Below are 25,608 nucleotides of genomic sequence, written 5' to 3' on the forward strand. Positions count from 1 at the left end.
CCGCTCGCCTTCACCGCCAACGGCTACAAGAACGGCAATGTCCCTCATCACTTTGCTATTTCGGCCTTGGAACTGGCACGCCCCGCTACGCCGGATCCTACCTCCGAGCCTATCGGCTTTGCACTGGATGAAGCAGGAAAACGTTGGTGGCAAGTGCAAGTTAGAGATAGCACCACCTGTGCAACGGGCTGGGCAGGCGAAGCAGGCCATACAGGCATCAGCTTGCACTCTCCACACGAATGGGTGGACTTTTCAATAATTGAGTCCGAATCTCAAACGGCCGCTTACGGCAGCTACTTCCTGGCCCTGGCAGACATGGCTGCATTTCAGCGCGGCGAAATGCCACTCAAGAAGAGTCAGCTGGATGCGCCCCTACAGCAGGTTTTCAGCATTCTGGACACCCACCCGGACGGCAAGCTGACGTTGGGCGAACTCCAGGCGGCCCAACGCAGCCGCAGTACCGTACAGCAACTCTCGCGGATCATCCTGCGCTACCCCAGCGAGTGGAAGGCCAATCCGGAGGCCTGGAAGCAGTATGACTCTCAGATCTCGCCGACCGACATGCCGGCATGGGAAAGCGAGAAATCTCGCATGCAGGAACTTTTTTGGTGGGAGGACGTTGAAGGAAAAATAGACGGAATCCCTGCTACCGATAAATCTTTCTACATTCATCCAGTTTCAATCTCAAGTAATTTTCTTCGTTATTCCGCCACGAAACTATCCGAGAGAGGATTTTGGTTTATCTTCAAGCAAGAGACCCTCAGAGGTGTTTCTAACGTTCTTCATTGGCCCAAAGGAGCCAGCGGCGTCACTCTTGGTCCAGGCTACGACATGAAAATGCGAAGTGCCGCAAGCATTCGTTCCGACATGATCTCAATTGGTCTCTCTGAGGATGTCGCAACCAGCATTTCGGCGGCATCAGGCCTAACCGAAACGGCGGCCGATGAATTCCGAAAAAACAATAAGAGTCTTGTTTCGCTAACCGAAGAACAAGAGTTCGCCTTGCTTCGTCTTATAGCTCCTCATTACGAAAAGATGGTTAGGGATAGTGTAGATTCCGATCTCGCGCAGCATGAGTTCGATGCATTGACTTGCTTTGCTTACAATCCGGCGGGCCGATGGTCTTCAGTAACCAGTTTTATTAATGATGGCAATCTGACTGATGCTACCAGCAAGATAAAGGAAGGAGTTACTTCAGCAGGAAAAGTGTTTGTCGGTTTGGTGAAGCGAAGGGATGATGAAACCAACCTCCTTCTCAATGGTCGCTACGAATATCATGGAGTGAAAATTGAACTTCCGTGAGAATTACTCAATCAGTGCTTTCAGCCGAATTGCGCTTTTTTGGGGAAATATGCTAAGAGCTATTCCTTGTGTGTCACTGGTCGCAGCAAGCGCTGTCTATTCCTCCCCTTTAGTTCAGCCTCCCCAACAGCTACCTATCGAATTGCTGGGGAAGTGGGAGGTTAGCGAAGTCCACCGCAATACCCAGTCATCTCGAACGTTCCAGTATGGCTGGAACTCCCCCATGCTTAGGTGGAGAATCTTTGATTTCAGTCTCTCCAAGATTGTAAATAACACACCCGAGAAAGCGATTCCCTGCCACAATCCTGTGGCCGTATCGAAATCTGTTGTAGTAGGCAGCACGCTGAATCGAGTCCTTGCGCATGAATTAAGTGGCACGGGATCGGTAGCAAAGGACTACGAGCTTAATATCCCGGAGTCACGGGTTGTAAATTTCTTGCATATTAATTGCTCAGGTGAGGCCTGGAATGGATCAATTCACTCGTCACAAAATGGTGATGAAATTTTCTCCGACGGGTCCTGGTTATTCTTCATCAGTAGTGATGAAATTGCTCTCCGATGGTATGGCGAAACCATCTTGATACTCAAGCGAGTGCCAATCAACGCCAGACCATCGCCATCATTCTCTTGCATTAATGCAAGGCTCCAATCTGAAAGAGCAATTTGTAAATCGCATGCACTTTCCGGGCTTGATAGAGGTGTAGCTTCAGCCTATCGAACGCTCCTGGAATCTACTGAGAGGGAGAGTCCCGGCGAAGTGATGCATGTGAAAAGCAGCCAAAAAAAATGGCTCATGATTAGAAATTCGTGCGGCACTGATAACTCCTGTTTAGCGGGCTCAATGGAGCAGAGGATTGGGGAAATTAATATGCCGATCGACTAGGGAAAAGTTGGTTTAGTGGGAGCCATGTTGCGGGCAAGGTGACAGGCTTTCCGGCAGATCAATCTGACTGCCATGTTCACTCAGTTGGATTTATCTCAAACTTAAATCACCCCGATCTTGAAGGGTTGCGCTATTTGTCCATGACGCTTTATGGCGAGAATCGAGGGCAAAACCATGAGTCAGAAATGGCCGTCGCCCGGGATATTAAAAATAGATTGAATACTGGCCGCTGGGGTGATGCATATCAGTCTGCAGTAACTGTAAGGCTCCAGTTTACCTGCTGGAATAAAGATGTAGAGCCCAACGGGCATGCCGCCATTCATAATCCTGTCGGTGATCCGTGCGACGTCCCCCATCCTTGAGTAGCGCGACGCTTTAGAGTTCAATCACGTAGTCAGGAGATTGGACATGAAGAAGCGGTTCACTGAAGAGCAGATCATTGGCTTTTTGTGCGAGGTGGAGGCCGGCCTGCTAATCAAGGAGCTTTGCCGCCAGCATGGTTTTTCCGAGGCTAGCTATTACCAGTGGCGCAGCAAATTCTGCGGCATGAGCGTGTCCGATGCGAAACACCTGGAAGAGCTTGAGGCGGAAAACAACCGGCTGAAGAAGTTGCTCGCAGAATCGATGCTGGAGAATGAAGTCACCCGCGAGGCGCTGCGAAAAAAGTGGTGAGCGCACCGTCACGCCGAGACTTGGTGCGCCATATGACTCACGGCGGCTTGAGCGAGCGACGCGCGTTGCGGGTGATTGGCATGAGCGCCAGCGCTTATCGCTATCAGCCTGTCCTGGACTGACCTGGGACGTTTCTTGTAGCCATTTGGCAAGTGAGTTCTCTTTTATCCTGGAGGCAAGGAGAACTCGATGAAGAAGCGATTTACCGACGAGCAAATCATCCGGATTTTGCGCGAGGCCGAAAGCCGGGACGAACCGGTGAAGGATCTGTGCAAGCGCCACAACATCTCGGAACAGACGTTCTATCGTTGGCGCAACAAGTTCGGTGGCATGGATGTGGCCGACGCCCGCCGGCTCAAGGATCTGGAATCGGAGAACGATCGGCTCAAGCGCCTGATCGCCGAGCAGATGCTGGTGATCGACGGTCTGAAGGAATTCAGCCGAAAAAAATGAGTCCCCCAACGGGTCGGCGCGAAGCGCTGGAAGTTCTGACTCGGCGGGGTCTCTCGCAACGCAAGGCATGTTGCTATCTGGGGCTGAGTCGCCGGGTGGCTACCTATACGCTCAAGCAACCGGAGAAGGATCGGAGCCTGGGCGAGCAACTGATGGCGGCCGCGCAGGAAGTGCCGCGCTTCGGCTACCGGCGGATGTCGGCCTGGCTGGCGATGGGCGAATCGCGCGTGCGGCGAATGTGGCGAGCCTTGCAACTCAACATTCCTCGGCGGCGTCCGCGCCGTCGTCGTTGTGGCAACGACATTCGCCTGCCCGGTGCGACACAACCCAATTCGGTATGGAGCTATGACTTTGTGCACGACCAGTTAGTGGACGGGCGGGCGTTGAAGATGCTCTGCGTGATCGATGAATACACCCGCGAGTGCCTTGCGATCGAAGTCGGCGCCGGCTTGCGGTCGCAGGATGTGATCTTGACGCTGTCGCGACTGATGCGACTGATGCGGCTGTACGGCAAGCCCGCGTTCGTTCGGTCTGACAACGGCGCTGAATTTACCGCTGCCAAGGTCATGCGCTGGCTGCGAGACGCTGCAATCGGTCCGGCCTTCATCGCGCCCGGCAGTCCGTGGCAAAACGGGTTCGTCGAGAGCTTCAACGGCAAGTTGCGTAACGAATTGCTGAACCGGGAATGGTTCCGCAGCCGTGCCGAGGCCAACGAACGCTGGCGGCAGTTCTACAACGGGCGCCGGCCCCATAGCGCGCATCGCTATCAACCTCCGGCCACGGTCCGTCGAGCTTGGTGGATTCCGATAATATCGACACGAGACTCACTGCCTGATTGGTCACAAAATTCAGCCTCAGGTCAGAGCCGGGGCATTGGCCTCTTGATGCCGTGCTGGCGGAGGGATTGTTCGCCGCGCTGTATTTTTTGAGCGAACAGGCGGCGTCGCTGACGGCGCCGTCGATGGATGATCCGGCGTTCGGCTAAGGATGGTGTGGCGCGGCGACAAACATGCATGAGGATGGCCATGTGAGTCGCTTTCCGCCAGTCGTGATCGGCGGCTATCGGCCACCTTCTGTCATTCGCGAGCAGGGCGCGGCCGGCGGATTTCCAAGGGCAACGGACGTTTGCCTCATCCCCGTGCAGGCCAACAAAGGGGGCGAGGCATCCCCCTGTTTTTCAAAGGCAGGGCCTTAAATCCACTGATCGTTCACCACAGTGCGCTCGCTTGGAGCGCTGTCCCCGGTATTCACGACACCGCGTGGCTCGATCAGCAGCAGTTTCACGCCGGCAAGTGCGCAGGGCTTGTGCTCGACGCCTTTTGGCACGACGGCCATCTGACCGGCACGCAACACGAGAGAACCGTCGCCCGATGGCCCATCTCGAAAGTCAATCCGCAATTCGCCGTCCAGCACGATAAAAGTCTCATCTGTATCGCTGTGTTTGTGCCAAACGAATTCACCTTCGACCTTTACGACCTTGAACTGATAATCGTTCATTTCCGCGACTACGCGCGGTTGCCAGTACCCGTCGATCAGTGCGATCTTGCCAGTCAGGTCGATCGCCTCGCATTGACCGCGTGAGGCGGGTCCTATGCCGGAATGTGTTGATATGGACATCGTTCGTACCCTCCGTTCGGTGTAGATGTGCCGTCGAGAATACTCAGCCACCAGAGGGCTGTATTGAACGATTGTGGGTAACGATTCAACCGAAGGGCACGTTGTTCACAATCCGGAGCCAGCGCCCCGGCGTAAGGCCAAAGGTCTTCAGGAAATGACGTGTCATGTGGCTTTGATCGGCAAAGCCTGCGTCTACGGCCGCACTCGCGAGCGAGATGCCTGAGAGCAGCATGCGCCGCACGGCATCGAGCCGACGCATTGTGAGGTAGCGATACGGACTCGTGCCGTAGAACGTGCGGAAATCGTGCGAGAGGCTCCAGCGGTCACGGCCCGTCGCGACTTCCACTTCTTCGAGCGTGACTATGCGCGTGAAGTTCGCGAGCAGAAAATCGCGAGCACGGCGCGCTGCGAAATAATCGCCTTTGCCTCGTTCGCGCGGCATGCCCGCGACGGCGGCGAGCGCATGCGCAAGCTCGGCCAGCGCGTCGCTCTGTTCAAGCGGTTCGAACGTATGGCCTACACGTTGCAGCAAGGTTTCCGTTGCCGCCCCGATACGTCGATCAGTCGTTATACCGCCTTCGAGGAACGGAAGCGCCCTGCCACCCAATACGTCCTGGAAAAGTGCTGGCTCCACGTAAATCATGCGGTACCGGAATCCCTCGCCCGTACCCGCCTGGCCGTCATGCGCTTCATCGGGGTGTAGCACGATGGTGTTGCCCGGCAGGCTGTCACGCTGGCTGCGTCGATAGCTGAAGCTCTGCACCCCCGCGAGCGTGCGGCCGATCGCGTACGTATCGTGGCGATGCATGGCGTAAGCTTTGCCGCGAAACCAGGCCTCGATGCGCTCGATGCCCTCTGTCGGCTGGGCGCGCACCACCCAGTCTGGGGGTATGGATGCAGGTTTTCGGAGCATGGCGAGTCACAAAGGAGAGTGAAGCACAGGGAGATTTTACAGAGTGCTACATGAGCGCGCCGAACGCGGCCCACTTCCATGTCGAAGTGATCGCATCGTCCTTTGCATCGACTGACAGAAATGGTTGCTTCTTCGTAAGCGATCCATTCGTCGCGCAGCACACGCGCTTCGCGGAGGGACACCTCTGGGTAGCTGCCCAGCGACATCCGCTTTTGCCTGCCGGCCCAGTAGTAGCGGAAATGCCAGGCCTTGCCTCCTGTCGCCGACACGGCCAGACAGAGGCCATCCAGATCCGGGAGGGTGTAGGCCTTGCCGGTGGCTTTGGCCTGTCGAATTGCGAAGTTGGAGAGCGCCATGCTCTTGCTCCTGAACATGAGTCAGGAACTCGATGCTGGTCACATGAACCGCGCGCCTCCATCCACAATCCGGAATCAGCCATGTCCGTAAAAATGGACTTGTTTTTGGACTTAAAAGTCCCGGCTGGGAGCGGATTTCAGTGGCTGTCGCCGGAATCGAAGGCAGGTCAATAAGTCAATTGCATCAATGACTTGACCCACTTCTCTGGACGTCCACGGATCTCCGTGGATTGAGGCGGTGGAGCGGGCGATGGGAATCGAACCCACGTCATCAGCTTGGGAAGCTGAGGTAATGGCCATTATACGACGCCCGCAGAACGAATGATTCTACAGCGGATTGGGTGGAAAGGGCAAGCGAGTGGATTGGGCCGCTGTCGTCGGGGCAGGCATCGCTCGACGATGGTGTGGTGGCATGGCTTGGTCGTGAAGTACCTGAGGGGCCACGTATTGTTCTATTCACCTCTGCGGAGGCGTCCGTCGGTTGTTCGTGGCGGGACGGGGGAGCGATCGAACTCCCATACATGCCGTCGACCGGGGTGCCGATATCGGGATGGGGGCAGTTATCGGGAGGTGAAACTCCCGATCCGAGAGTTGCCCGGCCGTAGTCGGATGGTCTAAATCGCGGGGACCGTCGCAGTATGTACGGCCTCTGCCGCCACGATCATGCGCGCGCGTATCCGATCGCCATCACAGCGAAGCGCGTCATCCGCCGGGTGGCGCGTTGCGGGCCGGCGAGGAAATCGCGCAACCCGGCCTGCTGTATCGAAGGCTATCTGCCTTCCAGCCATCTATACCGCGGCCCGCTTTACCCCCGGACACTCAACGCCTTCTCAAGCGCCGCAATCAGCTTGAATGCATCGTCGCGGCCGATCAGGAAACCACGGCTGGTGTACTCGCACCCGAAGGCGTAGAAGCTCGGCAGCAGCGTCACCATGTCCTTCTGCTGATCGAAATCGACTTCGCATCTAGTCAACGGGAAGAACGGGTGGGAATCGGTCTGCCGGTCGGACACGACGTCCTCCTAGTACATCTTGCGGGGCGGCAGCATGCGCTTCGCCCGCAAGCGTTGCCGCGCAACGGCGCTGGCCTTCTTGCGCTTGCGTTCCGCGGTGGGCTTCTCATAGCCGGTGCGGGCGCGCAATTCCCGGATCAGCCCGGTTCTCTCGATGTCGCGTCGAAAGCGCCGGAGTGCGACGTCGATCGGTTCGTTGACCTTGAGCGTGATGGTTGTCATGTAGATCCTGCTTCGGAGCGTTGGAAAGGGAAATCAGCCGAGTCGTGTCATGACGGCGCTTGCTATCTCGTCAGATTCGAACTCCGAATATCCGGCTCCGAGCGAAAGTGCGCGTACTGCCGCGAACATCTGCAACTCCTGTTGATGGCGCAAGCCGGAATCGGCAATTCCGGCGGGAAGGGCGGCGTCGGCACGGGCGACCTGACCTCGTCCGATCAGGCGAAGAAGCTCGTCGATGATCATGCCCTCCTCCTCATTGCCGGAAAGCCGCGTTGTCGCGGCGAACCGCGTCAGCGAGCGTCGGAAAAGAAATCCGGGTTGTCGCCGCCGGCGTTGTCGATGAGGCCCTCGGCATAGCGCAGCGAAGCACGACGTGCGTTGCCGACGGTTTCGAACGGTGCGTTGTCGACCAGCCTGAATGTCTGGCTGCGCGTCAGCGTATCGTCGGTGCCGCGCAGGCAGATCTTGACCGCTGCGTCGAAGCCGGCGTCATAGTTGCGAGGGCAGCCGTTGAAAGGCTGCACGTGGGGATAAATCAGTGGATAAATCTCGAATCCACGGTAGAGATGCATGCTCATGATGAAATCCTGGCGTTCGGTTGCGACGAATCGCATGGACGAACGCATTCAGCCGGTATCGCCGCTGCGCGGCGCGACAGGTAGGGTGTAAGGGGCAAACAGTGCGTGCGGGGAAGGCGGCGCGACGCAGCAAGGGGGTAGTGAAGAGGCGAGCACCGGAGGGCCAGGGTGTGCTCGGATGAAATGATCATACGCGCATCGTTCTCCGGATGTCCATCGCAATTTCGGACACCGCAGGGATGCGCGGGCGACCGGCGCGGGCGACCGGCATGCGATCGACGGGGCGACTCGCGCACGTTGTCCAGCCCGACCGTCAGCGCTGGACGAATCGTCTTCCCGTCGAGGCGGTCGACGCGTGTTCGTCCTTGTGCCGGAAGTTGATGCCGCCTCTGATCAAGTCTGCGAGCGATAACGCCGGCGTGACCCGATATCCCGATGCGTATGGGGCGACTACCACGCCGTTTCCCGGCGTCACGCGAAACCTGTTGTCCTGCAGCGCTTCGTCGACGACGCCGTCCAGTTCCCGACGACGCCGTCCAGTTCCAAAATCGAATACGCGCACGGCTCGGTACACGCCGCGTGGGCGCGCCGGCAAGGACGCATGCAACGCCTGGAAGGTGCGGTCGTATCATGCCCGCCCCGGGCGGGGTATCGGATATCCGCGGTGGCGGGGCGTGATCCTGGCGCGCGCATGATGCGCGCGCCAGCGGTCAGGGCTGGGTACTAAGGCGGGTTACAGCGGCGTGATGTTCGACGCCTGCAGGCCCTTGGGACCTTGTTTCGTCTCGAAGCTGACTTTTTGGCCTTCGGCGAGCGTCTTGAAGCCGTCGCCGCGAATCTCCGAGAAGTGCGCGAACAAGTCTTCCTTGCCGTTGTCGGGCGTGATGAAGCCAAAACCCTTGCTGTCGTTGAACCATTTGACGGTGCCGGTATCCATGTAGATCTCCTGAAAATTGGCGAGTATATGCGCCCCGAAAGGACACGGAAAAAGTCTCAAGGAGGGAGAGGACAACGAATACCGCAGGCCGCGGCCGATGGTGAGCAGCAATCACACTTCTTGAATACTTCGCGAGCCACAGTACGCTTCGTCAAGGGGGGCGTCAAGCGCTTTCGTCCGAAGCACGGACCTCGTCGTGTGCTTGCCGTCGTCATCGTGCCACGTTCGGGCGAGCACCGCCGGATGAACGTGGCACGACATCCAGAGGCGTTCGAGCCGACACCGATCGGCCAGGTTTGCGTGCGACGCCGATCGAGCAGAGCGCGCCTGGGTCCGGCTCCTCGCACCTGGCTGTTGTTGTGCGGCGAGGTCGCCAATATTTAGGTATCTGGATGAAATTTCGGTGAGATTCGTCAGGCTCAGGTGAGCGGGATCCCACGATTCCGATCCACGGTGCGCGGGCAAGGCCTCCGCCGTCATCGACCTTGCATGCGGCCTCGTTTCCCGCGAACCATGCGCGTTGTCGAGGTCGGTAAGGGCCGTCCGGGTTGGCAGGCCAAGCCTGTCCGTTCACGGCTGACATGGCGCGTGTCGAACATGCAAGCGCCGACGGCCTCATGCATCGCGCCGCAACCCGCAACTTGCGCCGTTTGTTCAAGCCCGCCGCGCCGCCGCACGGAACACTTCGCTCGTCCAACCCGCGGAGTCCGTCCATGCAGTTCCTCGTCAGAACCTTCTACGCTCCTGTTTTCTTCATCGGCACGATCAGCGCCGCGGTATGGCTGATCCATGTCCGCCACGCGCCGCCCTGGATGCTGATCGCGTTGTTCGCCGTCGCGCTCGCGCTGTCGTTCTGCTGCGAATCCCGGTTTGCCTACGATCTCGAATGGAACCGGTCGCGCGCCGATACGGCCCGCGACATGGCGCACGGTCTCGTGAACGAAGCGCTCAACGCGCTCGGCGTGTGCGTGGTGCCGCTCGTCACACGGTTCGCGCCGTTTCCCGGTCTTTGGCCGCAGCATTGGCCCTGGGTCGCGCAACTCATGCTCGCGATCGTCACAGCCGACATCGGCATCACGCTCGCGCATTACCTGAGCCATCGCGTGCCTTTCCTCTGGCGCCTGCATGCTGTTCATCACAGCGTCACACGGATGTACGGCTTCAACGGCCTGATGAAGCACCCGCTGCACCAGGCGCTGGAAGCCGTCGCCGGTACCGCGCCGCTGCTCCTGACCGGCATGCCCGTGTCGATCGCGGCGGTGCTGGCCTTCGCCATCTCGATTCAACTGCTGCTCCAGCATTCGAACGTGGACATGCGGCCCGGTCCGCTGCGTCATGTCGTTGCGTGGGCGCATGCGCACCGCTTCCATCACATGAAGTACGGCGACGCGGGCGACGTCAATTTCGGCCTGTTCCTGACGGTGTGGGACCGGCTGCTCGGCACCTATGTCGACGGCGACTATCGGATCGGCAGCCGCGACCTCGGCATCGGCACCCGGCCCGACTATCCCGACGCGTATCTGCGCCAGTTGCTCGAACCGTTCCGGCCCGAACGCGCATCGCCGGTTCCGGCCGCGCCGCCGGGGTTGCCGCGGCGTCTCTAGCGCAGGCTGCGGATCCGCATCGCGCGCAACGATGCATCGGCCCGCACGCCGAACAGCGCGCGCATCGTGCGCGAGAAATGGGCGGAATCGGCGAAGCCCGCCTCATGCGCGGCCGCCGTCAACGTCTGGCCGCCGAGCGCCCGTTCGAGCGCGACGCACAGCCGTCGCCAGCGCACCAGTTGCCGGATCGGCAGCCCCACGCGCGATCCGAACAGCCGTTCGAGCTGGCTGACCGACACATGCGCGGCGGTTGCGAGCGTGTGCGCGGACAGGGAGTCCGGCGACGGCGCATCGAGCAGCGCGAGCGCCCGCGCGACGCGTGGATCGTCGGGCAGGGGCCGCCGCCGCTGCGCGAGCGCCTCGGCGAGTGCGTCGAGCGACGGTGCGCCATGACGCGCGGCGTCGAGCAGCGCATCGGCCGACATCGCGAGCGGCTCCGCGTAAAGCGTGAAGAGCCGCGCGGGCGCATCGACGATCCGATGCCGCTGCATCGACGGGATCAGCACGCGCGCGCCGCGCACGGTTTCGCCATCGCATTCCACCGTGACGTCGCCGCCGGGCGACAGCAGCACCTGGTGCGCGTAATGCGCATGCATCGAGGTCGCGCCGGCCGCGCCGTCGATCAGTGCGAAATCCTTCGCAAGCCACAGCTCCCCGGACCAACCCGATGACGTCACTGCCTCCCCCTTCTGGTGCGTGCTTGTGCGGCCGAACCACGCCGCATGTCAATCACATGTTTTGTTGATTAAAAAGATTCAATTCATCGGGTTGCTTATCGATGCTCAATTGATAGGCGGACGCCTTACGCCATTATTTCGATTTTGTGCAATTTCATCCAATACGTCGTTTTTGATGCGCATAAAACTGGATGCGTCGCGGGAAATCGATTCTATTTTAAGAATTAATGAAGATTGGTGTTTCAGTTTTCGCTGTCAAGGTACTTGTTCCGGTTCACCGGGCGTCACGAAAGCGCCCGGCCGTCGTTCTGCAAGGCAGCGCCAAAAAACCGACCGCGCGGCCGCGTGGTCGTCCGAGCGTGATCCGAGGGCCGTTCCAACCAGAAGTTCTTTCCCACAGCACAGGAGCTGATGATGTCAGTCAACGTCGATAGCCTGGTCAGCAGCATCAAGAGCCACCGTTGCTACACCCACCCGGTCTTCCTCAACTGGGCGAAAGCGGATCCCGCGCCCGAGGTGGTCGGCGCGCTGTTCCATCAGATCCAGAACTTCTGTTCGGCGACCCGTCCGGGCTGGAACTTCCCCGACGCGCTGCACGAACACGGCTTGCCCCAGCAGAGCACGCTGATGCAGGAGATCGTCGAGAGCGAGGGCGGCCACGGCCCCGAGCTGGCGACGATGGCGGGTTACATCGTGAACCAGGCGGCCGGCGACGCGATCTTCGCGGACCTGTACGACCAGCACGCGGTGGAACAGGGGCTCAAGGCGTATTCCGATCGCCTGCTCGGCAGCCTGCCGGGCTACGACCACGCCAGCGGCCTGACGAGTCAGGTGCGCCGCGCGATGGCCGTGTTCGACGGCCGCAAGCAGACGGATCTCGCCTCCACCTATCGCAATCTCGGCGTCGCGCTCGCGCTCGAGATGATCTCGAATCGCCAGCTGATCCCCGGCGAAAAGCACTGCCTGGTCGACAGCGGCCTGTACCGCACCGATCTCGACGTGCCCGAGATGCACTACCTGCTCGAACACTGGGGCGAAGTCGGCGCGGAGGAGCAGCACGAACGCAATGCGCGCGAGGCGGTCGCGGTGGCGCTCGACGGTCCGCACGCGGCGCTCGTCGTCGAGGGGGCGCAGGATTTCCTCGATGCGCTCGCGAGCATGTGGGACCTGCTGGATGCGTCGCTGCTTCAGTCCGGGCATCCGGGCTATCGGGAGGACGCGCGGATCGCGGCTTGAGCGCACGACGACGGAGGCCGTTCATGGATCGGTTGCGCAAGAGGCGGATGGCTGCGCCTTGGCCGCGGGAGGCCGTGCCTGCCGCGGTGCTGGCGAGCCCGAGGGAAAGCATGCGGAGTCTGCCCAGGGTGTTGCAGCCGTTCCTGACCTGGCTGACGGGCATGCCGCTGTTCGACGAGACGCCGTTGTTCCGCTGGAACGCGTTCACCCGCACGGTCGCCGCCGTCGCGATCCTGCTCGCGGGGCTGGGCTTGAGCGCCGCGTGCCTGCGCGCCGGCGGCGTCGCGTATCTCGGGCTCGTGCCGGCCTGGCTGTTGACCGTCAACGGGATGCGCGACCTGTACACGGTGACCGAGCACTATTGCGCCCACGATACGTACTCGCGCGTGCACCGGCTCGACGTGCTGGTGGGCGAGTGCGTGTCGACGCTGCTGTTGGCGGCGCCGCTCGGCCTGTTCCGGCGCGAACACCTGAAGCATCACGCGGTGCCGCGTCTCGACAGCGATCCCGACGTGGTGTTCCTGGTCTCGACGGGGTTTCGCCGCGGGATGTCGCGGGCGGCATTCCGGCGCTACATCGCGCGGACCTGCCTGTCGCCGCGCTTCCACCTGCGCTACCTGGGCGCGCGCCTTGCCGCGAACCTGTCCGGCCCGCCGCTTCGCGTCGTCGCGACGCTCGCGTATCTCGCCGCGCTCGTTGTCGCGCTCACGCATTACCACGGCTGGCTCGCGTGGTGGGTCGCGTGGGTCGTGCCGGCAGTGCTGCTGTTCCAGATCGCATCGCTGATCAATTATCACTCGGAGCATCTGTGGGACGACGTGGCGTCGCTGGCCGGGCGCGAGGCGATCGCGCGGGTCTGCGTCGGGCGTTTCTGCGGCGATCCGGCGCCGGGTCCGCGCGCGGGCGTCGCGCGCTGGCTCATGTGGTGGGCGCGGGTGCTGTTCGTGCATCTGCCGCACCGGCTGCTGGTGTTGCCGGGCGACCAGTCGCAGCACGACCTGCATCACCGGCGGCCGCGCTCGGACTGGGCGAACGCGGCGTTCACGCGGCGCGACGACGTGATCGCCGGCGCGCCCGGCTGGCCGGTCGGCTATATCGACGTCTGGGGGAGCCTCGTCGACCACCTCGACGCCTGCGTCGATCCCCGGGGCTCGACACATCTCGTGCGGCATCCGCCGCACCACGCCGCGCGGGCCGCTGCGGCTGTCCGCGAGCGGCTTTCGACATCTTCTGGCTGAGGAGACTATGGAACTGATCTTTCGTGGCAAGACGCTGGATACCGGTTCGGCGCGGGTCGGCGCGCTGCACGCGTCGAACGGCATCCTCGACGATGTGTCCGCGCAGCATCAGCGGATGCGCGACGAGGGCTACCTGCTGTTTCGCGGGCTCGTGGATCCGCAGGTGGTGCTCGACGCGCGGCGCGAGATCCTGCTCAAGTACGCGATCGTGGGCGAGATCGACTCGAACGGCCACGACGTGATGGAGTCGATCCAGCAGACGCCGTCGTTCATCGATCAGGTGAACCTGCTCGCGTTCACCGAGAGCATCCGCTCGGGGAAGGCCTACAACGACGTCGTGTCCCATCCGGCGCTGCTCGGTTTCTTCGCGCGCTTTCTCGGCGGCGCGGTGGCGACCTTCGATTTCAAATGGCCGCGCTTCGTCCGCCCGGGCGAGGGCACCGGCATCCACTCGGACATCGTGTACATCGGGCGCGGCACGAAGAACCTGTGGTCGGCATGGATTCCGCTCGGCGCGGTGTCGCTCGACGAGGGGCCGCTGATCGTGCTGGAGCGCAGCCACCGCGCGACCACGCTCGACGCGTACTGGTCCGCCGACGCCGATCGCGACAAGATCGGCTGGCTCGGCGAGGATCCGTTCGCGCTGCAGGATGCGCTGGGCGGCCGCTGGCTCACGAGCCCGTTCGAGGCGGGTGACGTGATCGTGTTCGATACGCGGCTCGTGCACGGCTCGCTCGACAACGTGTCGCCGCGGCGGCGCTGCCGGCTGACCTCGGACACGCGCTACCAGCTCGCGCACGAGCCGCTCGACGACCGCTGGAACGGCGACATCTCGAATCCGCATGGCGGTTCGCAGAAGGCATTCCTGCCGGGCATAATGAAAACGAACGGCAATCGGGAATTCGAGGAGGAGTGGAAGCCCGTCGATGCGCACGGGCGGCTCGTCTCCGCGGTTTCGAGCGAGGCGTCGGCCTAGCGGCCCGGCCGCATCGAGCGCGCGCCCACCGGCCGGAGCGGGCTTACCGGAGATTCCATGAACGCCACCGAGTTGCGTGAGGCGCGGCCGTCGTCGTTGCCGGGCGCGGTCCTGCTGATGGTTGCCGCCACCGCGCTGTGGGGCGTCTCGTTCGTCGCGCCGCTCGTGCTGAACGCGTACACGCCGCTCGCGATCACCTTCGGCCGGTTCTTCTTCTATGGGCTGGTCTCCCTCGCGCTGCTGCTCGTGCGCTATCGCGCGCAGCCGCTCGGGCTCGCGGGGTGGGCGCGCGCCGCCGCGTACGGGTTGGCCGGCAACATCCTGTTCTCGCTCCTGGTCAGCTTCGGCGTGCAGGACACGGGCGCGGAGGTCGTGATCCCGATCATCGGGCTGCTGCCGATCTGCGTGTCGGTCGCGGGCGGCCGCGCGCTGTCCGCGGCGGCCTGGCGGCGGCTCGCCGTGCCGCTCGCGCTGGTCACGCTCGGGCTCGCGCTGGTGCTCGTGGTCCAGCGCGGCGGGCTCGTGCGCGACGCGCGGCTGTCGTGGCCGGGCGTGGCCGCGGCGGCGGCGACGGTCGTCATCTGGACGGCGTATGCGCTGTCGAATGCGCGCTTCCTGCGCGCGCATCCGTCGGTGTCCGGTGCGCACTGGTCCTGCGCGATCGGCGTGGCGACCTTCGCGCTCGCGCTCGTGCTGGCCGCGTGGCAGGCGCTCGCGACCGGCGCGGGCGTCTGGCGCACGGCCCAGACGCCGGCCCAGAGTCCCGCGCTGTTCGCGGCCGTGACGCTGGTGCTGGGCGTGGGCGGGTCGTGGCTCGCCACGATCTGTTTCAACCGCGCATCGAGCCTGCTGCCGATGAGCCTCGTGGGTCAGTTGATCGTGCTCGAAACCCTGTTTGGCATCGCCTACGCATGCCTCTACCGGAACACGCTGCCGCCCGCGCCGCAGGCGCTCGGGATGGCGCTCGTGCTCGCCGGCCTGTGGCGCGCGGCGCGCACGCGCTTCACATGACGCCGCTTCATCACGACAGACCAGGCGCGCGCAGCGCGAGGGACCGAAGCCATGGCACGACGCGATCCACGCAATCTTTCGGCGTTCTGGACGCTGCCGACGCTGCCGGGCGTCGAATTCCTGCACGCGCGCTATGCGACGCTGACGTTCGCGCCGCACGTGCACGAGGAACTGGTGATCGGCATGACGGAGGGCGGCGCGGGTTACTTCACGACCAACGGTCGCGAGCACATCGCGACGGGCGACACGCTGATCCTGTTCAATCCGGACGAGCCGCACCACGGCGGCGTGGCCGAAGGCGGGCAGTGGCAGTATCGCGCGCTGTACCTGAAGCCCGAGGCGCTGGAACGATTGCGGCTTCAGATCACGGAGTCGAACCGGCCCGCGTATTTCTCCGCGAGCAATGTCGCCGACGCCGCGCTGGTCGGCCGCGCGCTCGACTTCCATCGCGCCGCGCAGCCGGGCGCGGCGGCGCTGGCGCTGGAAACGGGCCTGCTCGACCTGATGGCGGGCGCGATCCTGCGCCACGGCGACCTCAAGGCGCGCCTGCCGCGTTGCGGCCGCGCGGAGCCGGTCATCGGCAAGATCAAGGACTACATCCACGCGCATTACGCGGCCGACGTGCAACTGGGCGATCTCGCGTCGCTCGCCGGCATGTCGGCGTTCCAGGTGCTGCGCGCGTTTCGCAAGCAGACCGGGCTGACGCCGCACGCCTACCTCAACCAGGTGCGTCTCGCCAAATCCAAGGCGCTGATTTCCAGCGGCTGCCCATTGACCGATGTCGCGATCACGGTCGGGTTCTTCGACCAGAGCCACCTGGTGCGGCACTTCAAGCGCAGCTTCGGCATCACGCCGGGACAGTTCGTGTGCGAACCCCGGCAAGCGGCCGCCGCGCCCGCGTTCTGAGCGGCGGCGCGGTGCGTCATGGCGTCAGCCGCTCCGGATCGCGCGGCACGAACGCGGCTTCCTTGACGCTCGCGAGCCCGAGCAGCTTCGCGATCACGCGTTCGACGCCGAGCCCGAACCCGCCGTGCGGCGGGCAGCCGTAGCGGAAGGTGTCGAGGTAGGGCGCGAGCGTCTCCGGATCGATGCCCTTGTCGATCGCCTGCGCGCGCACCCTCTCGTAGCGATGCTCGCGCAGCGCGCCCGTGGTGATTTCCAGCCCCCGGAACAGCAGGTCGAAGCTGTGGGTCGTGCCGTGCGTGCGATCGCGCAGGTGATAGAACGGCCGTTTCGCGAGCGGGTAGTCGTGGATGAAGATCAGGTCGTGTCCGAGCAGCGCGTGGAGCAGGCGTTCGCCTTCGTCCGGCAGGTCGTCGTCCGCGGCGAGCGGCATGCCGTGCTGCGCGAGCAGCGCTTTGGCGTCGGCGAGCGACAGGTGCGTGACGCTCGGCGCCGGCGGCAGCGCGATGTCGAAATGCTCACGCACCTCGGCCGCGAACGGCGCGAGGCGTGCGAACGCATGCCGCAGCATCGCTTCCTCGAAGGCCATCACCTCGCGTACGTCGAACACCCAGGCAAGCTCGACGTCGAGCCCGGTGAATTCGGTCAGGTGCCGGCTGCTGCGGCTGTCCTCCGCGCGGAACACCGGGCCGATCTCGAACACGCCCGCGAGCCCGGCCGCGATCGCCATCTGCTTGTAGAACTGCGGCGATTGCGCGAGATAGGCGGTGCGTTCGAAATACGCGACCCGGAATACCTGCGCGCCGCTTTCGCTCGCCTGGCCCATCAACTTCGGCGTGTGGATCTCGGTGCAGCCGCGCGCGAGCGCGAAGTCGCGGCAGGCCGTCTCGAACGCGCTGCGCAGCCGCAGCATGCACAGCCACTTCGGCGCCTTGAGGTCGACGACCCGGTGCGTGAGGCGCAGGTCGAGGCTGCTGCCCGGGCCGATCGGCCGCGCCTGCGCGAGCGAGAACGCTGCCACGTCGTGAACGCGCAGCTCGAGGCCGGCGGTCTTGCTTTGCGGTGCGGCGACCAGCTCGCCCGTCGCGCGGAACGTGGTGCCCGCGAGCCAGTGGCGGATGTCGGCGTGGCAGGCGCGCGCGGCCTTGTCGACCACGAGCTGCAGCGGGCCGCCGGCATCGTGGGCGAGCAGGAACTGCAGGTGCTTCTGGTCGCGCAAGGTATCGAGCGTCAGATACAGGCTGACGATTTGCCCGAGATGGGCGGGGGCTTCGTGGACGGTGATCGGCATGAGGGCCTCGTGGGATGAAAGTGACGCGGAAATAAAAAAAGGCACTCGGGATCGAGTGCCTTTGGTGTGGAGCAGGGGGGCTTGTCAGCGGCCGAACGCGTTCCTGTCACCCAAAGGCGACATCGGATTATTGCGACGGGCAACGCTGAAATGCGGCATGGGGCGCGGAGTGGGCGAGAGGGGCGGCCGCGCGCCGTGAAAAGGGCGGCGCGTCAGGGCATCGCATGACGATAGAGCAGAGACGGGGCGGCTGTAAAGCGGCGCGGCGATGACGCCGCGCATGGCGCGGGCTTTTGGGGGCCGGTATGCTGTGCGACTCGTTTGTTTGTCGCGGAGCACCCGGACCATCGTGTTTCCCCAACTGCACACCGAACGGCTGCTCCTGCGGGAGCTGCGCCCCGACGACGCGCCCGCGCTGCTCGCGATCCACGCGGATGCGGCGCACATGCGCTGGTACGGCGCCGATCCGGTTGCCACGCCCGACGACGCGGCGCGGCTCGTCGAACTCTATGCGGGCTGGCGCAGGATGCCGAACCCGGGCACGCGCTGGGGGATCGTCCGGCGCGAGGACCAGGCGCTCATCGGCACCTGCGGCCTGTTCAAGTGGAATCGCGGCTGGCGACGCTGCACGACGGGCTACGAGCTGGCTGCGTCCGAACAGGGGCGCGGCTACATGCGCGAAGCGCTGACGGCCGTATTCGCGTACGGCTTCGACGAGATGGCGCTCAATCGCATCGATGCGTCGGTGCATCCGGGCAACGCGGCGTCGATCCGCGTGCTGTCCGCATTCGGTTTCACGCGCGAGGGCTATACGCGGGAGGCGGGCTTCTGGGGCGGCAGATATCACGACCTGGTCGAGTTCGGCCTGTTGCGGCGCGATTTCCGGGCGTTCCCGGGCCGGGCGGGCGTCGAACCCGCGACGTGCGCCGAAGCGGCCGGGGCGGACGACGCATAGCCGTGAGCGCGCCGCGCCCGGCCGCGCGCTTGCGAACCGGGCGCGGCTGCGCATAAAGTAGATCCCGATCCGCCGCGCGGCCGCGCTGGGCCGCCGTCCTCATTCGGAAGGGTTCGTCTTGATCTACTCCATTCTCGCGATTTTCATCGGCGCCGGGCTCGGCGCGCTGCTCCGCTGGTTCCTGAGCATCGGCCTGAACGCGGTGCTGCCCGAGGTGCCGCTCGGCACGCTCGCCTCGAACCTGATCGGCGGCTACCTGATCGGCATCGCGGCGGTCGTGTTTACCGCCAGGGCGGGGCTCGCGCCCGAATGGCGCCTGTTCGTGATCACCGGCTTCATGGGCGGGCTGACGACCTTCTCGACCTATTCGGCCGAGGTCGTCACGCACGTGATGGAGGGGCAATACGGCTGGGCGATGACGGTGGCCGTCCTACACTTAATAGGATCGTTCGTCTTGACGGGGCTCGGGATGTGGACCGCCCGCGCGTGGCTGGTCGCCGGCTGAGCGGGCCCCGGGCGGGGAGGTACGCATGGACAGGATCTTGTTGCGCTTCTACGTGCATGAGCATCATCGCCTGCACTGGAAGCCGCTGTGGGAATGGCTGCTCGAGACCGCGAGCGGGATGGGCGTGGCGGGCGGCTCGGCGTTTCGCGCGATGGCGGGCTTCGGCCAGCATCACGTGCTGCACGCGGACCGCTTCTTCGAGCTGCAGGGGTCGCTGACCGTGGAGGTGGAATTCGTCGTCAGCGAGGACGAGGCGGCGCGCCTGATCGATGCGGTGTCGCGCGAGAAACTGCGGCTGTGCTACACGCTGATCCCCGCGCGCTTCGGCGTGATCGACACCCTGGGCGATGCGCCGCCGCCCGCGGCGGGTTAGCGGCGCGGCCCCGGGCGGGGCTTCAGATCCCGAACAGCGTCATCGACACGGCGGCGCGCGTGACGATCATGATCAGCACCTGGACGATCACGAACAGCAGGATCGGCGACAGATCGATGCCGCCCAGCTGCGGCAGCACGCGGCGCAGCGGGTTCAGGAACGGCGCGGTCAGCTGGTAGAGGATCGCCATCGCGGGCGAGCGCGGGTTGAGCCAGGACAGGAAGGCCATCAGGATCGTCATCCAGAACACGAGCTGGAGCGTCCACTTCGCGAAGGTCAGGAGCGCGACGATGACGAGGGTGGGCGCCATCGCCATCACGTCGACGCCCGACATCGACACCATCAGCACCACATAGACGAAGGCGGTCGCGAGCGCCGCGACGACGCTCGCCCAATCGATGCCGCTCACGCCTGGAATGATGCGGCGCAGCGGCAGCACGAGCCAGTTGGTCGCCTGCAACACGGCCTGAGTGACGGGGTTGTACGGCGGCACGCGCACGGCCTGCATCCAGACGCGCAGGATCAGGGCGGCCCCGAACAACGTGAAGACGGTATTGAGCAGAAAGCGGGCGATCTCGCCGAACATCGTTGGAATCCTTTTTATGCAATCAGGTAGCGGGAGACCGCCGCGCGACGCGGCGGCACACCGGGCGTCACATTATCACGGCTTTTCCCGGGCGGGGAACCCCGCCGGCCGGGCCTGCGCGAGCGCGTCTTCCACCGTGCGTTCGAGGGCGTCGAGCGCGGCGGGCGGCGTCGCGCGGCGCTTCGCGAGCGCGATCGCGCGACGGGTCAGCAGCGCATAGAGCGTGGCGTGGTCGCCGCCGCGCGCATCGAGCAGCGCGAGCTGCTGCTCGACGATGCCGGCGTCGCCGCGCGACACCGGGCCGGCGAGCGCATTCGCGAGGCCCTTGTCGCGCGCGGTCTCGATCGTGCCCGCGAGCATCGGCAGCAGCGCGCGCAGCGCGTCGTCCTCGGCGAAGCCGAGCGTGCGCCACAGCTCGACGCATTCGGACAGGCTGCACAGCGCGAAGCTCGCCGCGTAGTGCGCGGCCGCGTGGTACAGCATCCGGCCGCCCGCCGGGATCGACAGGGGATGGCAGCCGAGCGCGCCGGCGAGCGCGGTCAGGTGTTCCTTCAGCGCGCCGTCGGCCTCGATCGTCACCGAGCAGCCGTCGATGCGCGTCAGGTCGGCGTCCCCGCCGCCGAACAGGTACAGCGGATGAAACCCGCCCGTCGCCGCGCCCTGGTCGCGCGCCGGGTCGAGCAGCGCGACGCTCGACGCGCCGCTGCAATGAACGAGCGCCTGTCCCGCCGCGCGCGCCGGATCGAAGCGCAGCTGCGCGGCGAGCGCGCCGAGCGCGTCGTCGGGCACGGTCAGGAAAATCAGGTCGGCGGCGTCGACCACCGCCTGCGGCGTGTCGAGCGCCGCGCACGCCGCGCCCGACTCCGCCGAGATCTGCGCGGCGAGCGCCTGCGCGGACGCCGGCGCCCGGCTCGCGACCGCGCTGACGGCGTAGCCGGCCCGCGCGAAACGGCGCGCGACGCAGCGCGCGAGGCGGCCCGCGCCGATGAAACCGAGGCGGGGAGAGGCGGGGAGGGTCATCGGAGGCTCGTCGAAAGGTGGCGAAAGTCGTCAGTATCGCGTATTCGGCGCGGCCGCTGCCGGGCTGCGGCAGGGTGTCCGGTGCGACGTCTTGTCTCAAATTTGTAATCGTTCATTACGGTGCGCGGCGTGCGCGCCTCGTGGAAATCGGTAAGGGTGACCGATCGGTACGTAAGCGTTTCGCGAGGTGGCCGGAACAGCACGCCGACGCGGGATCCGGTGCGGCGGCGGGGCGCGCCGGCGGGGTCCGGAGGACTTGCAATTTGCAACAAATGGGCATGGATCGTCATACGGGTTTTCGCTACATTGCAGCCATACAGTCTGCAATCAGCTGCTGTGATGTGGTGCGCCATTCCGGCCGCGCCGCCAGGAGAACCGAAGTGAAAAAGCTCATTCCGTTCATTGCCGCCGCCGCGTTGGGTCTCGGGGTCGTGGGCGCCGCGCAGGCGCACGTGTCGGTCGGGATCGGCATTGGTCTGCCGGTCGCGCCCGCCTATCCGGTCTATGCGGCGCCGCCGCCCGTCTATTACGCGCCGCCGCCGCCCGTCTACTATGCGCCGGCGCCCGCCTACTACGCGCCGCCCGCCGTTGTGGTCGGCGGCTACTATGGCCACGGCTATTACGGTCGCCCGTACTGGCACCGCGGCTACTACGGCCATCCGTACTGGCGGCGTTGAGGTTGGCGCGCGGCCCGGCGGCCGCGCGCGACGGCGCGTTCCGGCGAGGCCGGGCGCGCCGTTTGTCGTTTACCGCGGATGCGCATGGCGGGTGAAGCTGGGACAATGGCCGCGTGTCCCACTCCTTGCCTGCTGCCCGCCATGTCTGCTTCCGCTTCCCTTCCCGCACCCACCTATGACGATGTCGTCGACGCCGCCGCGCGCCTCGAGGGCGCCGCGCATCGCACGCCGGTCCTGACCTCGCGCACGGCCGACGCGCGCACCGGCGCGTCGCTGTTCTTCAAGTGCGAGAACTTCCAGCGGATGGGCGCGTTCAAGTTCCGCGGCGCGTACAACGCGATCTCGCATTTCGACGCCGAGCAGCGCCGCGCGGGGGTGCTCACCTATTCGTCGGGCAATCACGCGCAGGCGATCGCGCTCGCCGCGCGGCTCGCCGGCATCCACGCGACGATCGTGATGCCGCACGACGCGCCGGCCGCGAAGGTCGCGGCCACCCGGGGCTACGGCGGCGAAGTCGTCACCTATGACCGCTACCAGGAAAATCGCGAGGAAATCGGCGCTCGGCTTGCGCAGGCGCGCGGCATGACGCTGATCCCGCCCTATGACCATCCGCACGTGATCGCGGGGCAGGGCACGGCGGCGAAGGAATTGTTCGAAGAGGTCGGGCCGCTCGACATGCTGGTCGTGTGCCTGGGCGGCGGCGGGCTGCTTGCGGGCAGCGCGCTGTCGGCGGCGGCGCTCGCCCCGGCGTGCGAGGTGTTCGGGGTCGAGCCGGAGGCGGGCAACGACGGCCAGCAATCGCTCGCGCGCGGCGAGGTCGTGCATATCGCCACGCCGCGCACGATCGCGGACGGCGCGGCGTCGACCCACCTCGGCGCGTACAACTTCCCGATCATTCAGCGCCATGTGAAGGGGATCGGGACGGTCAGCGACGCGCAACTGGTCGACACGATGCGCTTCTTCGCCGAGCGGATGAAGATGGTGGTCGAGCCGACCGGCTGCCTCGCGGCGGCCGCCGCGCTCGACGGCGTGCTGCCGGTGGCGGGCAAACGGGTCGGCGTGCTGGTGAGCGGCGGGAACGTCGATCTCGCGCGCTACGGCGAGTTCCTGCGCGGCTGAGCGCGGCAGGGCCGCGCGCGGCTCAAGCGGCGGCGTTCAGGATCAGGTCCCGATAGCCGCCGACGATCACGCTGTAGGAGAAATACGCGAACAGCATCGCGGAGACGACGTGGCAGGCCCGCATCAGCCCCGCGCCGGCGCGCCTGCGGCCGTGGCTCGCGAGCGTGCACAGGAACAGCGTCCAGGCGAGGCCGCCGAGAAAGAAGCCCGACAGGAACACCGACGCGGTGAGCGGCGTGGTCGCGCCGCTCTTCGCGATCAGCGCGCCGCCGACCGCCGCGAACCACAGGATCGCGGACGGCGACGACATCGCGAGCAGCATGCCGCGCCCGAAGCTGCGCCAGGTGCCCGCCCGCGCGGCGGCGGCGGCTTCCGCATCGTCGCCGGCCGGCGCGGCGGCGGGGCGCAGCGCCTCGCGCGCCATCTTCCAGGTCAGGAACAGCAGGATTGCGCCGCCGCCGAGCCAGACCACCCAGCGCACCGTGTCGAACCGCAGCAGCACCGCCATCCCGGCGAGCGCGAGCGCCGCGTAGACCAGATCGCCGACGCAGGAGCCGAGGCCCAGCCAGAAGCCGGGCCGGAAGCCGTGCGACAGCGTGAGCGACAGCATCGCCACGTTCACGAGGCCGATATCGAGGCACAGCGAAAGCGACAGGAAGAATCCATCCGACAACATCGACGCGGGTAGCATGTTCATCTGCGGGTGTAGCGAGGGGCGGCGCGCTCGCCGCCGGATTTCAGGACAGACCGAGCTCGGTCCACAGCCGGTCGACGCGCGCCTTGACGGCGGCGTCCATCTCGATCGGCCGGCCCCATTCGCGCTGGGTCTCGCCCGGCCACTTGTTGGTGGCGTCGATGCCCATCTTCGAGCCGAGGCCGGCGACGGGCGAGGCGAAATCGAGGTAGTCGATCGGGGTGTTCTCGACCATCACGGTGTCGCGCACGGGGTCGACGCGCGTCGTGATCGCCCAGATCACTTCCTTCCAGTCGCGCACGTCGACGTCCTCGTCGACGACCACGATGAACTTCGTATACATGAACTGCCGCAGGAAGCTCCATACGCCGAGCATCACGCGCTTGGCGTGGCCCGCGTAGCTCTTCTTCATCTGCACGATCGCCATGCGATAGCTGCAGCCCTCGGGCGGCAGGTAGAAATCGGTGATCTCGGTGAACTGCTTCTGCAGCAGCGGCACGAACACCTCGTTCAGCGCGACGCCGAGCACGGCCGGCTCGTCGGGCGGCTTGCCGGTGTAGGTCGAGTGGTAGAGCGCGTCGCGGCGCATCGTGATGCGCTCGACGGTGAACACCGGGAACCACTCCTGCTCGTTGTAATAGCCGGTGTGGTCGCCATAGGGCCCTTCGAGCGCGTGCTCGTAGCGCGCGCTCGCGCCCGTCGGACGCGGCGGCGCGCCGGCCGGCGCGGCGTCGGGCTCGCCCTGTTGCGGATGGATGAAGCCTTCGAGCACGATCTCGGCGCGCGCGGGCACCTGCAGCGTCTCGACGCCCGGCGTCAGGCAGCGCGCAAGCTCGGTGCGGCCGCCGCGCAGCAGCCCCGCGAACTGATATTCGGACAGCGTGTCGGGCACCGGCGTGACCGCGCCGAGCATGGTCGCCGGATCGGCGCCGAGCACCACCGCGACCGGATACGGCTCGCCCGGGTGGCGCAGCGTGAACTCGCGAAAGTCGAGCGCGCCGCCGCGATGGGCGAGCCAGCGCATGATCAGCCGGTTGCGGCCGATCACCTGCTGGCGGTAGATGCCGAGATTCTGGCGCGGCTTGTTCGGGCCGCGCGTGACCGTGAGCCCCCAGGTGACGAGCGGCCCCGCGTCGCCGGGCCAGCAGGTCTGGATCGGCAGCTTCGCGAGGTCGACGTCGTTGCCTTCCCAGACGATCTCCTGGCACGCGGGCGACGATACCGTTTTCGGCGCCATGTCCCACACCGCCTTGGCGAGCGACAGCAGCTTGCCGGCGTCCTTCAGGCTCTTCGGCGGATCGGGCTCCTTGAGCGCCGACAGCAGCCGGCCGACGTCGCGCAGCGACGCGAGCGCGGCGTCGTCGCCGGCGTCGACGCCCATCCCGAGCGCGACCCGGCGCGGCGTGCCGAACAGGTTGCCGAGCACCGGAAAGCGATAGCCGGTCGGCGCATTGAACAGCAGCGCGGGGCCGCCTGCGCGCAGCACCCGGTCGCAGAGTTCAGTCATTTCAAGCACGGGCGACACGGGCTGGGTCACGCGGCGCAACTCGCCCAGGCTTTCGAGGCCGTCGACGAAATCGCGCAAGTCTTTGTATTTCATGAAGAATATCCGGGCCGCAAGCGCGTTGCGGCGGGGTTGGGCGCGGCCGGCGGCAGCGCGCGTGAAACAGAGGGCCCGATTTTACCCAAGCGCGCGCCGAGCCGATCGAAACCTCAAAAATCGGCGAGCGGCGGCTGAGCCAGACGGCAAGCGGGTCTCCGTTCTGAAGGGTAACAAATCATTACTTTTTGTTATGAC

Annotated in this window: 29 protein-coding genes, 1 tRNA gene and 3 pseudogenes; 17 read left to right on the forward strand and 16 right to left on the reverse strand. The window is 64.9% G+C overall.

What is annotated here, in order from left to right:
- The first annotated feature begins 867 nt into the window (after positions 1-867).
- The 6 genes and pseudogenes from Bsp3421_RS34435 to Bsp3421_RS16520 all read left to right on the forward strand — a co-directional run bounded on the left by Bsp3421_RS34435 (position 868) and on the right by Bsp3421_RS16520 (position 4,295).
- Entirely contained in the window at positions 868-1,302 is a 435-nt protein-coding gene (locus tag Bsp3421_RS34435) for a glycoside hydrolase family protein (RefSeq protein WP_443111610.1), read from the forward strand.
- Complete coding sequence (locus Bsp3421_RS16500) at positions 1,289-2,185, forward strand: lysozyme inhibitor LprI family protein (RefSeq protein WP_274001650.1); 897 nt, start codon at positions 1,289-1,291, stop codon at positions 2,183-2,185. Before Bsp3421_RS34435 ends, Bsp3421_RS16500 begins: the two co-directional genes overlap by 14 nt.
- Positions 2,186-2,223: 38 nt before the next feature.
- Positions 2,224-2,547, forward strand: a complete 324-nt coding sequence (locus Bsp3421_RS16505; protein ID WP_274001651.1) for a hypothetical protein — start codon at positions 2,224-2,226, stop codon at positions 2,545-2,547.
- A gap of 46 nt (positions 2,548-2,593) precedes the next feature.
- Positions 2,594-2,976 (forward strand): annotated as a pseudogene (locus tag Bsp3421_RS16510) (transposase); the annotation flags it as partial.
- Between the two features lie 70 nt (positions 2,977-3,046).
- A pseudogene (locus tag Bsp3421_RS16515) lies at positions 3,047-4,145 on the forward strand (IS3 family transposase).
- On the forward strand, positions 4,146-4,295 hold the full coding sequence (locus tag Bsp3421_RS16520) for a hypothetical protein (protein WP_274001652.1): 150 nt from the start codon (positions 4,146-4,148) through the stop codon (positions 4,293-4,295).
- 206 nt (positions 4,296-4,501) lie between these two features.
- Here the strand turns inward: Bsp3421_RS16520 and Bsp3421_RS16525 are convergent, their stop codons facing one another.
- The 10 genes and pseudogenes from Bsp3421_RS16525 to Bsp3421_RS16570 all read right to left on the reverse strand — a co-directional run bounded on the left by Bsp3421_RS16525 (position 4,502) and on the right by Bsp3421_RS16570 (position 8,945).
- On the reverse strand, positions 4,502-4,927 hold the full coding sequence (locus Bsp3421_RS16525; protein ID WP_274001654.1) for a cupin domain-containing protein: 426 nt from the start codon (positions 4,925-4,927) through the stop codon (positions 4,502-4,504).
- Positions 4,928-5,012: 85 nt separating this feature from the next.
- A complete protein-coding gene (locus tag Bsp3421_RS16530; RefSeq protein WP_274001656.1) occupies positions 5,013-5,840 on the reverse strand; it encodes an AraC family transcriptional regulator in 828 nt (275 codons plus the stop codon).
- A gap of 146 nt (positions 5,841-5,986) precedes the next feature.
- Positions 5,987-6,196: pseudogene (locus Bsp3421_RS16535) on the reverse strand (Arm DNA-binding domain-containing protein); the annotation flags it as partial.
- A 239-nt stretch (positions 6,197-6,435) separates the two neighbouring features.
- Positions 6,436-6,510, reverse strand: a tRNA-Gly gene (locus Bsp3421_RS16540).
- A 491-nt stretch (positions 6,511-7,001) separates the two neighbouring features.
- Positions 7,002-7,208 (reverse strand): hypothetical protein, encoded by a 207-nt coding sequence (locus Bsp3421_RS16545; RefSeq protein ID WP_274001658.1) that lies wholly within the window; start codon positions 7,206-7,208, stop codon positions 7,002-7,004.
- 9 nt (positions 7,209-7,217) lie between these two features.
- Positions 7,218-7,430 (reverse strand): 30S ribosomal protein S21, encoded by a 213-nt coding sequence (gene rpsU / locus Bsp3421_RS16550; RefSeq protein ID WP_252985512.1) that lies wholly within the window; start codon positions 7,428-7,430, stop codon positions 7,218-7,220.
- Between the two features lie 33 nt (positions 7,431-7,463).
- Positions 7,464-7,673: a hypothetical protein gene (locus tag Bsp3421_RS16555; RefSeq protein ID WP_274001659.1), complete on the reverse strand. Its 210-nt coding sequence runs from the start codon at positions 7,671-7,673 to the stop codon at positions 7,464-7,466.
- Positions 7,674-7,720: 47 nt separating this feature from the next.
- Positions 7,721-8,008 carry a hypothetical protein gene (locus Bsp3421_RS16560; protein ID WP_274001661.1) on the reverse strand — a complete coding sequence of 96 codons (288 nt, stop codon included), beginning with the start codon at positions 8,006-8,008 and terminating at the stop codon, positions 7,721-7,723.
- Positions 8,009-8,321: 313 nt separating this feature from the next.
- Positions 8,322-8,570 (reverse strand): translation initiation factor IF-1, encoded by a 249-nt coding sequence (locus tag Bsp3421_RS16565; protein ID WP_274001663.1) that lies wholly within the window; start codon positions 8,568-8,570, stop codon positions 8,322-8,324.
- A 171-nt stretch (positions 8,571-8,741) separates the two neighbouring features.
- Positions 8,742-8,945 (reverse strand): cold-shock protein, encoded by a 204-nt coding sequence (locus tag Bsp3421_RS16570; protein ID WP_274001665.1) that lies wholly within the window; start codon positions 8,943-8,945, stop codon positions 8,742-8,744.
- Positions 8,946-9,658: 713 nt separating this feature from the next.
- Between Bsp3421_RS16570 and Bsp3421_RS16575 the strand changes: the two genes are divergently transcribed.
- On the forward strand, positions 9,659-10,549 hold the full coding sequence (locus tag Bsp3421_RS16575) for a sterol desaturase family protein (RefSeq protein ID WP_274001668.1): 891 nt from the start codon (positions 9,659-9,661) through the stop codon (positions 10,547-10,549).
- On the opposite strand, the gene Bsp3421_RS16580 is transcribed toward Bsp3421_RS16575, so the two are convergent.
- Positions 10,546-11,226 (reverse strand): AraC family transcriptional regulator, encoded by a 681-nt coding sequence (locus Bsp3421_RS16580; RefSeq protein ID WP_274001669.1) that lies wholly within the window; start codon positions 11,224-11,226, stop codon positions 10,546-10,548. The two genes, Bsp3421_RS16575 and Bsp3421_RS16580, sit on opposite strands and share 4 nt — an antisense overlap.
- A 414-nt stretch (positions 11,227-11,640) precedes the next feature.
- On the opposite strand from Bsp3421_RS16580, the gene Bsp3421_RS16585 reads away from it, so the two are divergent.
- The 5 genes from Bsp3421_RS16585 to Bsp3421_RS16605 all read left to right on the forward strand — a co-directional run bounded on the left by Bsp3421_RS16585 (position 11,641) and on the right by Bsp3421_RS16605 (position 16,593).
- Positions 11,641-12,462, forward strand: coding sequence for a hypothetical protein (locus Bsp3421_RS16585; RefSeq protein ID WP_274001670.1), 822 nt, complete (start codon positions 11,641-11,643; stop codon positions 12,460-12,462).
- 110 nt (positions 12,463-12,572) lie between these two features.
- Entirely contained in the window at positions 12,573-13,700 is a 1,128-nt protein-coding gene (locus tag Bsp3421_RS16590; protein WP_274001673.1) for a fatty acid desaturase, read from the forward strand.
- A gap of 7 nt (positions 13,701-13,707) precedes the next feature.
- Positions 13,708-14,676 (forward strand): phytanoyl-CoA dioxygenase family protein, encoded by a 969-nt coding sequence (locus Bsp3421_RS16595; RefSeq protein WP_274001675.1) that lies wholly within the window; start codon positions 13,708-13,710, stop codon positions 14,674-14,676.
- 57 nt (positions 14,677-14,733) lie between these two features.
- A complete protein-coding gene (locus tag Bsp3421_RS16600; RefSeq protein ID WP_274001678.1) occupies positions 14,734-15,687 on the forward strand; it encodes a DMT family transporter in 954 nt (317 codons plus the stop codon).
- 51 nt (positions 15,688-15,738) lie between these two features.
- Complete coding sequence (locus Bsp3421_RS16605; protein ID WP_274001679.1) at positions 15,739-16,593, forward strand: AraC family transcriptional regulator; 855 nt, start codon at positions 15,739-15,741, stop codon at positions 16,591-16,593.
- Between the two features lie 16 nt (positions 16,594-16,609).
- On the opposite strand, the gene aspS is transcribed toward Bsp3421_RS16605, so the two are convergent.
- Complete coding sequence (gene aspS / locus Bsp3421_RS16610; RefSeq protein WP_274001681.1) at positions 16,610-17,881, reverse strand: aspartate--tRNA(Asn) ligase; 1,272 nt, start codon at positions 17,879-17,881, stop codon at positions 16,610-16,612.
- Positions 17,882-18,230: 349 nt separating this feature from the next.
- On the opposite strand from aspS, the gene Bsp3421_RS16615 reads away from it, so the two are divergent.
- From Bsp3421_RS16615 to Bsp3421_RS16625, 3 genes are all read left to right on the forward strand, one after another.
- Positions 18,231-18,836, forward strand: a complete 606-nt coding sequence (locus Bsp3421_RS16615; protein ID WP_274001683.1) for a GNAT family N-acetyltransferase — start codon at positions 18,231-18,233, stop codon at positions 18,834-18,836.
- 118 nt (positions 18,837-18,954) lie between these two features.
- Positions 18,955-19,341, forward strand: coding sequence for a fluoride efflux transporter CrcB (gene crcB, locus Bsp3421_RS16620; RefSeq protein ID WP_252985497.1), 387 nt, complete (start codon positions 18,955-18,957; stop codon positions 19,339-19,341).
- Between the two features lie 25 nt (positions 19,342-19,366).
- Entirely contained in the window at positions 19,367-19,714 is a 348-nt protein-coding gene (locus Bsp3421_RS16625; protein WP_274001684.1) for a DUF190 domain-containing protein, read from the forward strand.
- A 22-nt stretch (positions 19,715-19,736) separates the two neighbouring features.
- Here Bsp3421_RS16625 and Bsp3421_RS16630 read toward each other — a convergent pair whose 3' ends face one another.
- Both Bsp3421_RS16630 and Bsp3421_RS16635 read right to left on the reverse strand, forming a co-directional pair.
- Positions 19,737-20,300 (reverse strand): YggT family protein, encoded by a 564-nt coding sequence (locus Bsp3421_RS16630; protein WP_274001687.1) that lies wholly within the window; start codon positions 20,298-20,300, stop codon positions 19,737-19,739.
- 75 nt (positions 20,301-20,375) lie between these two features.
- Complete coding sequence (locus tag Bsp3421_RS16635; protein ID WP_274001688.1) at positions 20,376-21,320, reverse strand: Rossmann-like and DUF2520 domain-containing protein; 945 nt, start codon at positions 21,318-21,320, stop codon at positions 20,376-20,378.
- Positions 21,321-21,700: 380 nt separating this feature from the next.
- On the opposite strand from Bsp3421_RS16635, the gene Bsp3421_RS16640 reads away from it, so the two are divergent.
- Both Bsp3421_RS16640 and Bsp3421_RS16645 read left to right on the forward strand, forming a co-directional pair.
- Complete coding sequence (locus Bsp3421_RS16640; protein WP_274001690.1) at positions 21,701-21,997, forward strand: hypothetical protein; 297 nt, start codon at positions 21,701-21,703, stop codon at positions 21,995-21,997.
- 141 nt (positions 21,998-22,138) lie between these two features.
- Positions 22,139-23,116, forward strand: coding sequence for a threo-3-hydroxy-L-aspartate ammonia-lyase (locus tag Bsp3421_RS16645; RefSeq protein ID WP_274001691.1), 978 nt, complete (start codon positions 22,139-22,141; stop codon positions 23,114-23,116).
- Between the two features lie 22 nt (positions 23,117-23,138).
- On the opposite strand, the gene Bsp3421_RS16650 is transcribed toward Bsp3421_RS16645, so the two are convergent.
- Together Bsp3421_RS16650 and ubiD are read right to left on the reverse strand one after the other, a co-directional pair.
- Complete coding sequence (locus Bsp3421_RS16650) at positions 23,139-23,813, reverse strand: LysE family translocator (protein WP_274001693.1); 675 nt, start codon at positions 23,811-23,813, stop codon at positions 23,139-23,141.
- 40 nt (positions 23,814-23,853) lie between these two features.
- Complete coding sequence (gene ubiD, locus Bsp3421_RS16655; protein WP_274001694.1) at positions 23,854-25,410, reverse strand: 4-hydroxy-3-polyprenylbenzoate decarboxylase; 1,557 nt, start codon at positions 25,408-25,410, stop codon at positions 23,854-23,856.
- Positions 25,411-25,608: the final 198 nt, after the last annotated feature.

The organism is Burkholderia sp. FERM BP-3421 (assembly GCF_028657905.1).
GTDB lineage: Bacteria > Pseudomonadota > Gammaproteobacteria > Burkholderiales > Burkholderiaceae > Burkholderia.